This is a genomic window from Streptomyces mesophilus (assembly GCF_011044995.1).
GTDB classification, from domain to species: domain Bacteria; phylum Actinomycetota; class Actinomycetes; order Streptomycetales; family Streptomycetaceae; genus Streptomyces; species Streptomyces mesophilus.
This window is the reverse complement of record NZ_JAAKZW010000206.1, coordinates 1-15,024: the sequence shown is the minus strand read 5'-3', so window position 1 is coordinate 15,024 and position 15,024 is coordinate 1. Positions and strand designations below refer to the sequence as shown.

At 67.7% G+C, this 15,024-nt stretch carries 15 protein-coding genes and 2 pseudogenes; 7 read left to right on the top strand and 10 right to left on the bottom strand.

The genetic code is table 11. The features are described from left to right. From G6045_RS32280 to G6045_RS32260, 5 genes and pseudogenes are all read right to left on the bottom strand, one after another. Window positions 1-77 (bottom strand): annotated as a pseudogene (locus tag G6045_RS32280) (IS5/IS1182 family transposase); the annotation flags it as partial. A 639-nt stretch (window positions 78-716) separates the two neighbouring features. Further along, entirely contained in the window at window positions 717-1,133 is a 417-nt protein-coding gene (locus G6045_RS32275) for a hypothetical protein (protein ID WP_235968450.1), read from the bottom strand. 218 nt (window positions 1,134-1,351) lie between these two features. Next, window positions 1,352-1,954 carry a DUF6461 domain-containing protein gene (locus G6045_RS32270; RefSeq protein ID WP_165335725.1) on the bottom strand — a complete coding sequence of 201 codons (603 nt, stop codon included), beginning with the start codon at window positions 1,952-1,954 and terminating at the stop codon, window positions 1,352-1,354. A 1,018-nt stretch (window positions 1,955-2,972) separates the two neighbouring features. Beyond that, a complete protein-coding gene (locus G6045_RS32265) occupies window positions 2,973-3,311 on the bottom strand; it encodes a thioredoxin family protein (RefSeq protein WP_165335724.1) in 339 nt (112 codons plus the stop codon). A gap of 171 nt (window positions 3,312-3,482) precedes the next feature. Further along, a complete protein-coding gene (locus G6045_RS32260) occupies window positions 3,483-3,716 on the bottom strand; it encodes a hypothetical protein (protein WP_165335723.1) in 234 nt (77 codons plus the stop codon). A 930-nt stretch (window positions 3,717-4,646) separates the two neighbouring features. Between G6045_RS32260 and G6045_RS32255 the strand changes: the two genes are divergently transcribed. Continuing rightward, window positions 4,647-5,168, top strand: a complete 522-nt coding sequence (locus G6045_RS32255) for a S1 RNA-binding domain-containing protein (RefSeq protein WP_165335722.1) — start codon at window positions 4,647-4,649, stop codon at window positions 5,166-5,168. Window positions 5,169-5,600: 432 nt separating this feature from the next. On the opposite strand, the gene G6045_RS32250 is transcribed toward G6045_RS32255, so the two are convergent. Then, window positions 5,601-5,981 carry a RidA family protein gene (locus G6045_RS32250; protein WP_165335721.1) on the bottom strand — a complete coding sequence of 127 codons (381 nt, stop codon included), beginning with the start codon at window positions 5,979-5,981 and terminating at the stop codon, window positions 5,601-5,603. Window positions 5,982-6,726: 745 nt separating this feature from the next. Here G6045_RS32250 and G6045_RS32245 point away from each other — a divergent pair. The 6 genes from G6045_RS32245 to G6045_RS32220 all read left to right on the top strand — a co-directional run bounded on the left by G6045_RS32245 (window position 6,727) and on the right by G6045_RS32220 (window position 11,735). Further along, window positions 6,727-7,368, top strand: a complete 642-nt coding sequence (locus G6045_RS32245) for an HAD family hydrolase (RefSeq protein ID WP_206344468.1) — start codon at window positions 6,727-6,729, stop codon at window positions 7,366-7,368. 108 nt (window positions 7,369-7,476) lie between these two features. Continuing rightward, window positions 7,477-8,643: a helix-turn-helix domain-containing protein gene (locus G6045_RS32240; protein ID WP_165335720.1), complete on the top strand. Its 1,167-nt coding sequence runs from the start codon at window positions 7,477-7,479 to the stop codon at window positions 8,641-8,643. Between the two features lie 302 nt (window positions 8,644-8,945). Continuing rightward, window positions 8,946-9,353 (top strand): hypothetical protein, encoded by a 408-nt coding sequence (locus G6045_RS32235; protein ID WP_165335719.1) that lies wholly within the window; start codon window positions 8,946-8,948, stop codon window positions 9,351-9,353. Then, window positions 9,350-9,619, top strand: a complete 270-nt coding sequence (locus tag G6045_RS32230) for a DUF7848 domain-containing protein (RefSeq protein WP_165335718.1) — start codon at window positions 9,350-9,352, stop codon at window positions 9,617-9,619. Before G6045_RS32235 ends, G6045_RS32230 begins: the two co-directional genes overlap by 4 nt. Continuing rightward, window positions 9,616-9,795 carry a hypothetical protein gene (locus G6045_RS32225; protein WP_165335717.1) on the top strand — a complete coding sequence of 60 codons (180 nt, stop codon included), beginning with the start codon at window positions 9,616-9,618 and terminating at the stop codon, window positions 9,793-9,795. Before G6045_RS32230 ends, G6045_RS32225 begins: the two co-directional genes overlap by 4 nt. A 434-nt stretch (window positions 9,796-10,229) precedes the next feature. Further along, complete coding sequence (locus G6045_RS32220) at window positions 10,230-11,735, top strand: MFS transporter (protein WP_328707980.1); 1,506 nt, start codon at window positions 10,230-10,232, stop codon at window positions 11,733-11,735. 450 nt (window positions 11,736-12,185) lie between these two features. On the opposite strand, the gene G6045_RS32210 is transcribed toward G6045_RS32220, so the two are convergent. The 4 genes and pseudogenes from G6045_RS32210 to G6045_RS40975 form a co-directional block, all read right to left on the bottom strand. Then, complete coding sequence (locus tag G6045_RS32210; protein ID WP_165335715.1) at window positions 12,186-13,241, bottom strand: hypothetical protein; 1,056 nt, start codon at window positions 13,239-13,241, stop codon at window positions 12,186-12,188. 241 nt (window positions 13,242-13,482) lie between these two features. Next, window positions 13,483-14,154 carry a restriction endonuclease gene (locus G6045_RS41710; protein ID WP_328707979.1) on the bottom strand — a complete coding sequence of 224 codons (672 nt, stop codon included), beginning with the start codon at window positions 14,152-14,154 and terminating at the stop codon, window positions 13,483-13,485. Next, window positions 14,151-14,426, bottom strand: a complete 276-nt coding sequence (locus G6045_RS41705) for a hypothetical protein (protein ID WP_235968449.1) — start codon at window positions 14,424-14,426, stop codon at window positions 14,151-14,153. The genes G6045_RS41710 and G6045_RS41705 overlap by 4 nt, the downstream gene beginning before the upstream one ends. 472 nt (window positions 14,427-14,898) lie before the next feature. Then, window positions 14,899-15,024, bottom strand: a pseudogene (locus G6045_RS40975) (IS5/IS1182 family transposase); the annotation flags it as partial.

Genomic DNA, 15,024 nt, shown 5'->3' with positions numbered 1-15,024 from the left:
CGGTTGAACTGCTCCGGGCTCAACCCGACGAACGGCTCGATCCATTTCGGATCATCTGCTGAGATCACCCCACCCATGACCGGACAACGCCCCAGGAGCCACACCGGTTACGGGACAACCTCTAGGCACGCCAGCTGCCGTCGGCGGCGGAGGCAGGTGCCGCGGTTGCCAGGCTGAGTCCGATTGTGGCGGTGATGGTGGCTGTGGTTCCTGCGAGCAGCCGTGCAAAGCGCATGTGGTTGCCTTCTGGGTCTTTTCTGGGGGGGGTCCGCGGGGTCGGTGCGTGAACTGGTACCAGACGGGCGACCGTGGCGGCTGAAGGACCACCAGTAAAAGGTCGTGTCGCTCCCGGGGCCGGCCAGGGCATGCACGTGGAGCTTGCAGGCACAGTTTTGCGGGCTGACCCTGCACAGACATTGCACAAACCTTGAACCTGGACGTGGGCCTGGGTACAGGACGGGCGCCCCTGGCCGCCTTCTACTCGGCAGTACCCCCATCTCGCCGGAGTCCTCGGTGGTGGGCGCGCTCATGGGGTGCTCTGGTCGGCCGTTCAGGCCGCAGGCGGCCAGCACCGTCAGCGGGCTCGCAGGGCCGTGCCGTCGGCGCGAGAGCCCGTCACGGTCTGCTGCGTCACCGCGGGCGCCCCATACAGGCCGATGGTGTTGGCCTCCCAGGCGACAGCGGCATGAACAGGCGCACAGAGATGTCGATGCAGATCAGGACCTCGTGCCGTCTGCCCATGCCCAGATATCTGCGGCGCCACGACGGACAGCTTCTTCCGGATCCCGGGCAAGCTTCCCGCAGGCCGCTGCGACGTCCGGCACACTGCCCGTTCCCGCGAGAGCGTCATGCACCCCGGTCTGCAGCCAATCGGCCTGGTTGTCGTCAGCCTCGGCAACCGCAAGAGCGACAAGCCTTATGGCAGCCACCGTCCCCACCCGGGTCAATGCCTCTGCCGTCTGTCGGGTCACCGCCGTGTCCTCAACGTCCAGCAGCAGCCCCACCAGCGCCTCCGCAACCTCAGAGACATCAGCAGAGGAAGCAAGAGCCTGCCCGGCGCAAACGCGTTGCGCCGATGAAGGAGACGACGCCGCAGTCAAGGCTGCCTTCAACGCACTCGTCATCTCCGGCATGACCAGACAGTCTCACGCTCCACAGAGAAGATCGAACCTCAGGCCGAGGCCACCCAAACGCTTGACGAAGAACATAGAGGCCCCGGGTTCGTAGCTGGCCAGTGCCGACGACCAACTCACCCGCGAACCCCGTCGTTGCTCCCATCCAGCGCAACCTCTCGCACAGTTGAGACAGTTTCCGACTGCAGGCGGAGGGTGCGTGCCGGTCAGGAGGCGGGTTAGCGAATCTGTACGGTGGCGCAGGTGAACGTCGTGTCCTGGAGCAGTGCGGGCGTGATGGCGATGCCGGTCAGGTGCTCGGCCAGAGCGAAGCCTGCCGGCGAGGACACATCCATTTCCGGGTCGTTGTCGAAGTGGAAGCCGATCCGGTGCATGACGTCGAGGAGTTCATCGGGTGCGGCGCCCCAGCGGTCCTCCAGGAACATGGGGTCAAAGCACAGACGCAAGACCTGGTCCTGTGCCCACAGGAAGGTGCCGACACCGTTGATGTTGACGAAGTGCGAGACCCAGCACGTCCCTGCGGAGGCTGGCAGCACTCGTTCTTCGGTGACGCCCAGATAACCGTTGGGCTCGATCAGCAGCGTCCAAGTGCCCACAGGCGTCATGGCGACCAGCTGTCGGTCCCCTCCCTCCAGGTCGTACTGGGCGAAGGCGGCGTCGACGACTGCGGCTATGCCGCGCAGTGGTATCTCCGGTCGCCCTTCGAGCCGAGACGTCAGCTCGGCAGGCGACAGGCCCCGTACCAAGGTGAAGCAGTACGCCTCTGCGATGTCTGGAAAGTCGTCCTCGAACCACCTGTAATCCGCTGCTGTCCTCGTCATGACGCCCATCCTCGCCGCTGCGTCTGACAGCGGCGGTGACCCGTTCGCCGACGGGGCGAGCAACCATCTCCGGGCAGATGGGCTGGTCGGCTTCAACGGCCCGATAGGCGGCATCCCCCTGGCCTGGCGGGCGGGGGCAACGGGAACGCGGCGGTGGTCGGGCCGACCGCCGCAGGTAGAGAGTCGTGGTCGTGCCCGCGGTCGGGCCGACCACTGCCGATACCGAATCGTCGTCGGGCCGACCACGGACCCGACCACCACAGACACCAGAGCGCCCCCGTGCCCAGTAACAGCCACCGCACACCAGGGCTGAATGCGCACCCAGTGCGCAGGCACACAAACACCAATACGCACCCGGTGCGCAGCGGGTACACAGACAGCGGTGCGCAGCGCTGCGCAGACACATACACCCAGTGCGCACCGATCCTGTCCAGTGCGCATCCAGTCAGCGGGCGATGCGCATCAAGTGCCGGCAGCTCGGGAGCGACACGCAACAAGCGGCACTCCTGCGAAGCCGGCCTCCCGGCGCTGCACACCGATGGCGGCTCCGCTGTCGCTACGTCAGGAGATCGGGCGCGAGGCCTGCGCGTCGGGTGCAGTCGCTGCAGCGGGCTCGGCCGAGCCAGCCGACGATCGGATGGTCCTGCGAGCAGGAGGTGCGCCAGGGCTGCCCAGCCGGGGCGGCGAACCGGTAAACGGCGCGCGGCAAAAGCAGGCCGGCTATCGCTCCCTACGCGGCGGCGGTGAGACTATGGGGCGCGTTAGCGCCCGAAGATCATCGTCCCCACAACCGCTGCCACCAGCACCGCAAAGCCCACCACACATCCGATGGCCGATGTCCGCTCTGACCTCTGCCGACGCTCTGGGTCTTCAGCCATATCTCCCCCTGCCCGGCCTGCCACGGAACGGCCGCCGAGCTCCATCCCGCCGAACCCTAGCGGATCGCGGTCAGGCCCACCCAGGCCTCAAGAGCGAGCAGCGGCGAACACCCGGCCACGGCCCGGATATCCTCACCTCCTCACACGTGCGGGGCCACGAACTCCCTGAGCCCCTCCAAGGCCAGCGGCCCCTGCCATACGGCCACCACTTCCTTCTGCTCGATCAGGAGGAATGTCGGAGCGGAGGTGACATCGAATCGCCGCGTCGGCTCCGGGCAGCGCGTCATGTCGACCTTCACGGCCGTCAGACGATCCCCGTACTCCTCGACCAGCTCACGCACAAGACCGTCCATCTGCCGGCATACCTCCACGGCCTTGGGCCAGGTCCCGCAGAAGAAGGCAAGCACCGGTCCTGCCGACTTGGCGAGGATGAAATCAAACTCCGCGCCCTCCATCGGCTGGTGAATACGGCTCGCCATCAACACTCCTTCACAGATCAGCTATACGGCACCCCTCATCATCGCCGACCCTCACGACACCACGTGCCAACGCACCACACGCTCAAGGAGTGGAGACGTCACCGCCGCAAGGCAGCCGCGGACGGTTCCGGCTCAAGAGTGCCCGCCCCGGCCGCTGACTCCGCCCGGAGATCAGGCGCGGAAGCGGGAGCGCCAGGTGCCGCCGCCGGTTTTCTGCTGGGGCACGGCCTGATCCTGCTCCTGCTCCTGGTGCTCGCGTTGGGGTTGGGGTTGGGGTTGCTCGGGTTGGGGTTGCTCGGCGTGGTGTTCGGTGGTGAGGGCTTGCTGCTTGCCGGCGTCGCACAGGCGGGGGTGGGTATCGCGGGCGCCCCATGCGGCGGGCTCGATGGCCTTCGCGCGCGGCACCTACCGCACACCCCGACCGCACCCAAGCAGCCCAGTCCCCGCCGGCCAGCCCGGCCGCCAAAGGGCAATCCGGGTCCCGGACCCGATGCTCTCCTACCCCCACCGACACCACACCCAAGTACAGGAAGAGAGAAGAGGGTCGTGACAGAGCGGTGCGCAGCGATTCCTGCCAAGCTGCCTGCGGGTCTACCGGCCGGCCGGATACCGGGCACCAAAGTAGGTTCCACAGTGACATCACGAGGACACACCACAAAAGACCGCGACAGCGTGCGCAGTACAGACCAACCCCCGACCGATCCCCGGACCACCTCCGGTCGGGCCCCAGGCCCTGACCGAAGCCAAGCCCTGGGCCGGAGCGTGCCGGGCCAGGGGCCGGAGCGTGGCAACTCCCCGGCCACAGACCGCACTCACAGGGCAGCAATCGAGGAAACAGCACGCAAGAACCCCCTGTGGGCCCGCAGTCTGACGACGGCCGGTAGCAGTCGAGGTCAGACGTGTACGCGGCGGTGGTCGGGCCGACCATCGCAGGTAAGGAGTCGTGGTCGGGCCGACCACCAAGAACACCACTGCGCACCCGTGCGCAGGAGCAGCCACAGCACAGCGGGGATGCATGCACACCCAGTACGCAGGTGCATAAGCACCCGATGCGCACCGAGCCTGTCCAGCGCGCATCCACTCGGTGGGCGGTGCGCATCAATGGCCGACTGCACGGGAGTGACGCGCATCGCAGTGCGCTGCCACATAGCCGACCTCCCGGCTGCTGGCTTCACCGATGAGTCATGGCCCCACTTAGCGACGAGTTCTGGCCCCACTTGTCGATCTTCAAGGCGGGAAGCAGGGACGAGAGTTGGCCCCACCCGAAGCCACTCCGGTGCCTCCCTCGCGCTGGTCTGACGTGAGAGTCTTGGCCGCTGGAGAAGGGGTGGCAGCATGGCGGAGACGGCAGACAGAGATCGCCGGAAGGTCCTGGAGGCGTTGGAGCCGGGCCAGGTCTGCAAAGGGGTGGTGTCGTCCATCGAGGGGTTCGGCGCGTTCGTCGATATCGGCGGCTTCGACGGACTGGTGAACGTGGCCGAGTTGTCCTGGGCTCACGTCGACGCGGTGTCGGACGTCGTGGAGGTCGGACAGGAGGTCGCCATCGTGGTCCTGGGTGTCGACATGGAGCGGGAACAGGCTTCCCTCTCGCTGAAGGCGCTTTGTCCGGATCCGCTGGAGGAGTTCGCTCGTGGCCAGTTCGGTCGGGTGATTCCGGGCCGCGTGGAGAGAGTCGTGAGGATCGGAGCGTTCGTCATGCTCCACGAGAATTTCGCGGGACTGGTACCGATCCATGAGCTCGCAGCACGCGACGCGGATGAGCCTGAGAGCGTCTTGCAGCACGGTGATGAGGTCATGGTCGAAGTCGTCGACATCAACCTGTATAGGCGCCGCATCCTGCTGTCCCTCCGCTCCTGAAGGGTGGTCGGTGCGCGGCGGGTGATCGATATGAACCCGCAGGTCATGCCGTGCACGTCGAGTTCCGCTTCGCCCGCATGAAGACCTACAAGATCCTGCGTGACTGCGACCGACGCGGCGGCGGTGGTCGGACCGACCGCCTCCGGTAAGGAATCGTGGTCGGCCCGACCACGAACCCCGACCGCAAGGACAAGAAGTCGTGGTCGGGCCGACCATAAAAACTCCACTGCACACCCGCGCGCAGGAGCGGCCACAGCAGAGATGCCTGCGCACCCCGTACGCAGCTACACAAACACCAATGCGCACTGACGCGCAGACCCCGGTGGTTTCGTAGGTGAGAGTGGACAGCGTTTATCGAAAGTTCAATGAGAAGTAGCAACGTTTCGGGTGCCTGTTCCCGAAATCGGAGCGGCATCCAGCGTGCGGAATGGCTCAGTCTGTGACGGCCACCATGGCAATCGACACCAGGATCCCTGGCCGGTCGACACCCAGTTTGCTCACGCAGCGCGGTGGCCGCACGTCGGGGAAGAACTCGTCGAAGACCTCGATGATGCCGTCGGCGTCTTCGGGTCGCATGAGCAAGGTGTGGACCATGACGGCGTTGCTCAGTTCGGCGCCACCGGCGCGCAGGATCGCCTGGCAGTTGAGCAACGATTGGCGGGTCTGCTCCTGGATCGTGGGTCCTGCGAGCTCACCGGTCGCCACATCGACTCCGACTGTTCCAGCAACGTAGATCGTGTCGCCAACCTTGGCTGCCTGGCTGTAGCTGGGGTACTCCGGCGCCTCGGGGGTGGAGATGATTTCTCGGGGCATCGCATGGGCTCCTGTCTGGAAGGCTTCTGCTCGCCGCGTACAGATCGACCTTGGACTTCGGTGGCGCCATCGCACCCTTATCCCGCAGGGCGCCCTCAGGCTCCCACCGCAAGACCCCCGGTGTTGCCATAACCCAGATACATCGCCCTCCGGCGAAACCGGGCGTTCCCCGCTCTGAGCGACAAGTGGTGTCAGCTCCCACGTACAAACCCACACCGGTGCGCAGCGGATGCGCAGACACCGGTGCACAGCCGGTGCACAGGTACCGGTGCGCGCTGATGCGCAGGCACCGGTGCGCAGGCACTTGCACCCACTGCGCATCTACTCGGTGAGCGCTGCGCATCAACGGCCGGCGGCCCGGCAATCGACCAACACCAGACCCTCGTACCACCCGAAGTTGCCGACATCTGCTACCCCAATGCGTGAACAAAGACCAGAAGAAGCAACGTGCAGGACCCCGTTGAGCACGGTCTGACGGCAGCCGGCCGCAGACGGGCGCGGCGGACGGGAACGCGGCGGTGGTCAGGCCGACCACCGCAGGCAAGCAGACACGGTCGAGTCCGTGGTCGGCCCGACCACCAAAGGCGCCGCTGCGCACCCGCTGCACAGTGACAGCCACAGGACACCGGGGATGCCTGCGCACCAGGTGCACAGACACATGCACCCGGTGCGCACCGAGCCTGTCCAGTGGGCAACGACTCGGTGGGCATACGGCCACTCCCCCACCGTCGTAGGCTGAACACCGATGATTGAGACGATCGTGTTCGACATCGGCGAAACCCTCACACGGGACGACCGCTACTGGAACCGCTGGGCCGACTGGCTCGGCGCCCCCCGCTACACCCTCGCCGCCCTCGTCGGCGCCGTCACCGCGCAGGGCCGCGACAACGCCGACGCCCTGGGCCTGCTCCGCCCCGGCATCGACGTGAAGGCGGAGTACGCGGCCCGCGAGGCGGCCGGCATGGGCGAGGTGCTCGACGAGGACGACCTGTACGAGGACGTACGGCCCGCCCTCGGTGGACTGCGTAAGCTCGGCGTCCGCGTCATCATCGCCGGCAATCAGACTCCGCGCGTCGGCGAGATCCTCCGCTCGATGAATCTGCCCGCAGATCTGATCGTGACGTCGGGTGAGTGGGGGTGCGCGAAGCCGTCGCCGGAGTTCTTCGCCCGGGTCCTCGACGCGTCCGGCGCTGCGCCGCACGAGACGGTGTACGTCGGTGACCATCCGGCGAACGACCTCTACCCGGCAAAGGCGGCGGGCCTACGCGTGGCGGTGCTGCGACGCGGCCCGTGGGGGCATCTGTGGGCCGACGATCCCGACGTCTGGGCGGCCGCGGATTGGCGCATCGACAGCCTCACCGAGCTGACGGCTTTCATCGCCGACTGACCTCAACGCGCCAACCCCACCTGCACGTTGACGGATGGGGCCGTTCGCGTACTGCGCACGTTTGCGCGCGGGTACGGTGCGCAGTGGCTGCACCGAACGGAGCTCAGTATGCCCGCGAACCCAGGGCGCGACGTAGGAGCCCGCATCGCCACCATCCGCCGCGCCCGCCGCATGACCCAAGACGACCTCGCACGCGCAGCGTTCGTGTCACCCAGCCACGTCCGCAAGATCGAGCAGGGCAGCCGGCACCCGAGCGACGACACACTCGACGCGCTCGCCGAAGCCCTCGCCATCGACCCCGCCCACCTTCTTGCCGCAAGCGGACGCGTCGACAACCGCGTCCGCGACGCACTCCCCCACCTGTCCGCAGCCATCGCCGCATACGACGTCCCCGACGACGGACCCGTCCGCCCCCTCGTTGACCTCCGCGCCGAAGTAGCGAAGGCCACCACGTGGCGACTCGCAGCCCAGTACATGAAGATCGCCCGGCATCTGCCCGACCTTCTTGCCGAGTTGGCCCGGGCCATACAGGCACACCCCGAAGCGGCGCCCCTCATGACCGCGGCCCTGCGAACCGCGGACGCCGCCGCCTACAAGTTCGGCTCGCACGACCTGTCCGCCCGCATGGTCGAGTTGATGCGCTGGTCCTCGTCACAGACTGACGACCCGCTACTACACGCCACCGTCGCGTACGTACGCACGCAGACGTTCTTCGCAGCCCACGCCTTCCGGCCCGGATTACGCGCCCTCGAGCAGGCGTTGGATCGCGCGCCCGCACCAATCGGGGCGCCGGCCACCGCCGCCCGCGGAGCGCTCCACATGCGGGCCGCGGTCATCGCCGGCCGGGCCGGAGACGACGCCGCGGCACACGCGCACCTCGCGGAAGCGGGCCGGTTCGGCGACCAGGTCCCCGAGGACGTGTACCAGGGGACGGCGTTCGGGCCGGACACGGTACGCATCCATAAGGTCTCGGTGGCAGTCAGCCTGGGCAGTGACCACGCGACGAGCGCCCTCGACGTCGCCCGCGAATGGAAGCCGCCCGCCGATCTGCCCGCGGAACGCCGTTCTGGGTTCTACATCGAGCTCGCCCGCGCCCAACTGTGGGCAGGGCTCGCGGATGACGCCTTCGAGTCGTTGGAGGTGGCGCGCCGGATCGCTCCGCAGCACACTCGCGAACACCCGTGGGCCCGCGAAGACGCCGCCGCCCTGCGCCGGTTGAAGCGCGCCGACGCCGAGACTTTGACCAGCTTCGCCCAGTGGATCGGCGCCGTCTGAACCTCAAGCCTCGTTCGAGCGATACGAGGTGACACAAGGTGTGTCACTTGTTGCCCATTTTCTGAGCCACCATCTGCCTCACCACACAAACCGGCAGATGGGAACGGGGACATGGCAACGGCACCACCCGACACGGCACCGGTCATAGATCGTCCCGTCAGCATCGCTCGCCTGCACGGGGAAGCGTGCTGGTTCTGCGGCAACGTCACCAAGGATCTCCTCCCAGCGGGGAGCATCACGCTCCTCGGCGGCACGTGCTGGCCCATCGTGACCTGCGGATGCTCCCCGGCGGCGGTGACCAAGTGACCACTACCAGAGGACAGCTGGAGTGGCTGCCCGAGCCCGGAACGTTCTGGCACGTCGAGGCCAGCCTCCACTTCGACGCGGTGCTGATCTCCCGACACTTGGGCCTGAAGGTGATCGAGCACCTCGGCGACAGGTGCGGCGCAATCATCTGCGACGCGTGGTCGCGGATGCTGTTCTTCCTTACCCCACCTGATTCGACCATGGGTTGGGACGAGCGGGAGACGAACGCCTGCGGCCCGTCAACGTTCGTGGCTGTACCGCCTCTTGGCGCCCCGGAGCATCTCCTTCACTGGGCCCGAGAGCCCGACGAGGAACGACTGTTCACGGAGGCTGAGGCGCTGCGGCGCGCAATCCGCCAGACGATCGCGGTCACCCTCGGTCCCAGGACGGAGCACTTCGGATGAGCGGCCAGGCGATCGTGCGCCTCGCCACCTGGACCATCGGCCCCGACCGTACCCCCGGCGCCTCCAGGCCAATACGGCACGTCGAATGCACCACGTGCGATGACCAGTCGCCTGCCGTGTCCGTCATCGACCAGGCCACCACCGACGAGTGGGCCACCCGACATGCCGGGGCGACAGGGCACACCGGATACCGCGAGACCGTGACGGCGTTCCTGCGCGTCACTACCGCGCCCGGCCACCTGCTCCACAAGGAGACCTCGACATGAACGACGTACTCCCCAACCAGCGGGTACACAAGGCCGACCGCGGCGAGGGCACCGTCCTCTACGGCCTGCGCCAAGGAAAGTTCCGAGTGCGGTTCGACAGCGGCGCCGAGGAAGTCGTCCACCAAGACCACCTCGAGCCCGCGCCCGCCCGGCCACGCATGGGCCAGGCCCACTAGACCCCCGCTGCTGCAGGTGGCGCCGATCCCGACGGTGCGACGGCGGCAGCGAGCCTTTCACAACGGGCTCAAGGGACTGCCCGATACGAATGCGTCATCCGACGCTCTGAGCTGGTCAGAGCCGGCCAGCGCGGCGGCATCGGCCGTAGCCGAGTAGGACCCCTCGTCGAGCACGGCGCGGAGCCGTAAGGGGGCTGCGTCCTCAACGTACGACTCGCCTGCCGAGAGCCGGCTGATGCGGCACCGAGCTCCTGCCGCCTGGCCCACACCGAAGCGCAGGCCGAGGTCGGCTGAGGAACCGCTGCCTCCGTCAGATCGAAGCTGCCGCACAGCGTGAATTCCCCGGCGTGGACACGAGGCAGGGATCCAGCGGACATATCGGCTGCTCACCGGCAGATGTGTGATCACCTTTGGTGGTGACGGATAGTCCACGGGTGAAAGGGCGCTGGCTGGCGCTGGGGATCCTGGTCCTCGGTGTGCTGCTGGTGACGGTCGATGCGACGGTGCTGGGTTTGGCGGCGCCCTTCCTCGCCGAGGATCTTGAGGCGTCCGGTACGCAGCTGGTGTGGATCGGCGACATCTATCCGCTGGTTATGGCCGGTCTGCTGGTGTCGATGGGCAGTCTCAGCGACCGGATCGGCCGCAAGAAGCTGCTGCTCGTCGGCGCGTCCCTGTTCGGGCTGGTCTCGCTCCTGAACGCGTATGCCACCAGTGCGGAGATGATGATCGCGGCGCGGGCGCTGCTGGGGGTGGCCGGGGCGACGCTGATGCCGCTCACCCTGGGGCTGCTGCGGAATATCTTCCACGACCCGCGCGAGCGCAGCTTGGCGCTGGGCGTGTGGGGAGCCGCCGCCTCTGCGGGCAACGCCGCAGGCCCTTTGGTAGGCGGTCTGCTCCTGGAGCACTTCTGGTGGGGCTCGGTCTTTTTGATCAACCTGCCGGTGACGGCCGTCCTGGTGATCGTCGGCAGCAAGGTGCTGCCCGAGTCCCGGGACCCGAACCCGGGTCCGTGGGATCTGCTCAGTGTGGCGGTGTCCTTGATCGGCATCATCTGCGTGGTGTACGCCGTGAAGGAGCAGTTGGTGTACGGGTACGGGCCGCACGTCGCGGTCGCGGCGGTGGTGGGTGTCGTGTGCTTGGGCTGGTTCGCCCGCCGGCAGTACACGCTCGCCTCGCCGCTGCTGGACCTGCGGCTGTTTCGCGAACGCGGCGTCCTGGGGTCTGTGCTGGCGAACGGGCTGGCAACCATGGGGCTGGCCGGACTGCTGTTCTTCCTCCCCCAGTTCCTGCAACTGGTGCAGATGCGCTCGCCGTTGAACGCCGGCTTCATGGCCCTGCCAGCCGCTATCGGCACCATCGTCACCGGACTGCTCGCGGGCCGTATCGCCCGCCGCATCCCGGTACGCGCCGCCGTGGGCGGGGGGCTGGCCATGGTCGGGCTCGCCCTTGCTGCCTGCACCTTCCTGCACGCCGGCACACCCACCGCGTGGCTGTGCCTGGCCCTGTTCTGCGCCGGGGCCGGCGGCGGGCTGGCCTTCACCGTGACCGCAGACGTCATCCTCACCGCGGCGCCCAAGGAGCAGGCGAGCGCGGCCGCAGCCGTGTCCGAGACCGCTTTCACGCTCGGCGAGGCACTGGGCATCGCCCTGTTCGGATCCGTCGTCACCGCCATCTACCTGGACTTCACGATGCCCGCCGGTATCCCGGCCGACGCCGCAGCCGCCGCCCGCGACTCCCTCGGCGGAGCCGTCGAAGCAGCCATACGACTGCCTCACGGGCAGGCGCAAGCCCTCCTCACGGCGGCGCAGGACGCCTTCACCCACGGCTTCGAAACCGCGGCCGCACTCGCGGCAGCCGTACTGTTCGCCACCGCAGCCACAATCTGGTTCATGCTGCGCGGGCAACGGCTCGAAGACGCCACCGAATGCCATCGAGATTGAGCATGCGGAAAGGCTCTCAATGGCTCTGGGCATCGGCCTGCGCAGCAACGCCCGACAACTGGTTCTCGGCGCGAGGAGTTCAGTCCGTCTTGCGCGGTCCGCAGCGGCCGGTATCCCTCACAGAGCGGTCCGCCCGCCGCGTCGAGGACTTCCGTGACCAGCGAGGTGAGGCCCTCCGGTGCCCCGCTCAGGGCGGCTTGTACCGTCTCGTCCAGGCGCGCGGCCAGGTCCGGCGCGACGGGTTCCAGGCGCCGGGCCAGCCACTTGCCACTGCTGACCCAGGTGCCGTGGGTCAGCAGTGCCAGTTCGCCACTGCGCCGGACGAGTTCGGCCACGATGAACAGCCGCGCCGCTCCCCCGCATCCGTGCAGGCGGTGAAGTCGTCGAGTAGGTCGGTGAGCGCGTACCGGGCGTCTTCGAGCGCCGTGTCGGTGACGGGGGCGGGCGCACCTACCTGGACTGCACTGTCCCAGGGCCGCTCGGAAGGCTCGCACCTGAGTCGGGAGCCGCCTGCGGTGTCGACGCCTGCGGGTCGGTTAGAGGCCGGGGCTCACTACGCTGTTCGTGCACCACCCGGCGCCCTCGAGGGGAAACCTCGTGCACGGGCACGGGCACGGGGTCGCTATCGGTACCCGCCTCCGCCGAGGTACGGGGTCCGGCGTGCTGCCCACTCGAGCGAGGACTGAGTTCGGCGTCGATGCAGCTCTTCTGCACCGACGGATTCGCCGACGGGCCCGTGTCGCGTGGCGGGAACAACTGATGCTTGAGGGCTCCGACGTCACCTCCCGTGATCTGGTGCGTCGCGAGGCAGAATGTGTCGCGGAGCCCAGAGCGCTCATTGTCAGGAAGCGGCGCCATCATCTTGATGCTCTCCTGGATCACGGTGAGGTGCGGCGTCAGGGCCTTCCTCACCACGCCCGCGATCTCCGTGAGTGGAGAGTCTGGTGCCGCGACCTTGAAGGCGCCATGCGCCATTGCCGCGAGGGCTCCTACGACGTGGAAGCCGATCAACACCTGCACCACGCCGGCGGCGAGCGTCAACAGGGCGTCGAACAGCGAGGGTGGAGCGGCCAGGCCCGCGCAGTCGAGGTTCGACGCGGGTGGAGTACTGACGCCGGGCTGCGGGGTAGTCCGCGAGTCGGGCGCGGCGTGCTGCGCGGTGGTCTTCACAGCAGATGCGGGAGGTTCCGGAGTCACTAGCTCGGCAAGCAGCCGAAGTTGGACCAAGAGGTGCTGCTGGTAGGGCGTCAACGCGAGCTGAGGACCGGTCCAGGGCTCATTCGGCTGCGCCAGGAGCAAGGCCCCCGCGGCAAGCATCTGCTCCTCCGCCTGCTCGTCTTCGCTCTCCTCGACTACCTCCGACTCCGGCAACAGCCATTGCAGAGCCCAGATTTCGCAGAGCACATGCCAGACCGCCCACTCCTGGCTCGTAAGCGTGCGCTCCGAAGACCATCGTCCGCTCTTGTCTTCCCACACAAGCAGTGCCCGCCACTTCTGTACCGACATGCCAGCCATGTCCGTTACTTCGAGAGTGAGACCGCTGTACGTAGTTGGCCAGACACCAGCGCAAGAATGGCTCATGACTTCATCACGGGGGCCACCCCAGGACCAGGGCGCACCGTCGGGCTCACCGAGCGGCTCGGCCTGAAGCTGCGCACCAACCGGCATGATCGCGATCGCGCGACCGAGCCGGCACCGCTCAGTGAGCGGTCCGGCTCTTCGCCTTCCCCAACACGGTGTTGTGCGCTCAAGAGAGCGACGACCGCCTGCGGGGAGGGGGGACCTTCCGCAGCAGCTCCCACAGCGGCCGCGAGCCGGCAGCCCACGTGCCGAGCAGCGCACGGTCCACCAAGTGGATCCGCTGCGCCGAAGCGAACGGCGGCGCCTTCTTCGAGAACCGGCCGTTGGTCACCAGCACGACCACGTCCGCCTTGTGCACCGGCCGCGCGGTGCCGTTGAGGACCTGCAGATCCGGCGTGCCGACCGCAGAGCCGGCCAGCCCGGCACGGCGGTGCTTGCACTGGATCACCCAGCGTCGACCGTACGGGTCGGTGGCCTTCACGTCCGCGCCGTTGTCGTTCGCACCGCCCACCCGCACCGCGTCCGGGCAGCCGTCGCGGCGCATCAGATCCCGTATCGCGAACTCGAACTCCCGGTGGTGCAAGGCATCGAGCTGCGCCAGCCCGTAGCGCAGCGCGCGGGCCTGGGCCTGCTCCCAGTGGGCCCGCTGCACACGCTGGAACAGCCATAACCCGCCCCCGCCCGCGCCGAGCACGGCGAGGACCAGCAGCACCCACCAGTGGGCGAGCAGCCAATGCAGCAGTGCCACCGCCAGTGACAGCCCGAAGAACGCCGCGATGCCGTAGACCCACAGGAGGTCTTGGTGCCTCTGCCGCCTCGAGCGGCGCCGGCGGCTCACCCGCGGTTCCACGGAATCGGATACGACACCGTCGACTTCGGCAACGGCCGCTTCTGGTCGGCGTCCTGGAACTTGACCGGGTACTGCCCCGTGTTGCCCGGACGCGGGTTCTGCGTGGTCCCTCCGTCGGATGATCCGGCCGCAGTGGAGCCGACGAACACCACGGCCACGATCCCCAGGAAGATGGCCATCTCCCGGTGTGCCCCCCACCCCCAGCGGTTGTGCTCGCGCACCTTCACTCCGGCCCGTATGTGCTCCCTGACTTTCGGCATGCCGTCCCCCTGGTCGTCTGCGTCTCCCCGCGCAACTGGTCATGCTGGCAGGCGCCACTGACAACGAGTCAGGGACGCTACACCCGCAGTGATCAGCGAGGGGAGGGCGATACAGGTCAAAACCCCTTTGCCTCCGGCGGGCCACCCTGCGGACGGCCCAGGGAAAGTGATCTTGCTGCGGGTCGTGGAGGGGTGAGGGGCAGGGGTGCTGTGCGGCCCCTTCGTTGAACTACGCCGGAGGCAACCACGGAGCCCCGGCAACCGCCAGGCCAAGCCGCCTTCGGCGATCGCGCACACGGACGCCGACCGTCATGAGAGCGCCATCCTCAAGGCGGGCAGGATCTTGGCCAAGGTAACAGTGGGAGCGGGCGACGTGGTCGACGTCTAAGTGGTGGACGACGTCCCTGCAGGCGCCTGAACTTGCATGATTGAGCGGGCGGTACCAATCGGAACCGCCCGCTGCGCGTGAGGCCTAGGCCGTGTCTGACAAACGATCTTGGGTGGGTTCGCGCAGCCAGAGGATCAGTGCGGCGAGATGGACTCCGGCCTTGTAGCGGGTGGCGAGTTTGTCGAAACGGGTGGCGATCGCGCGGAACTG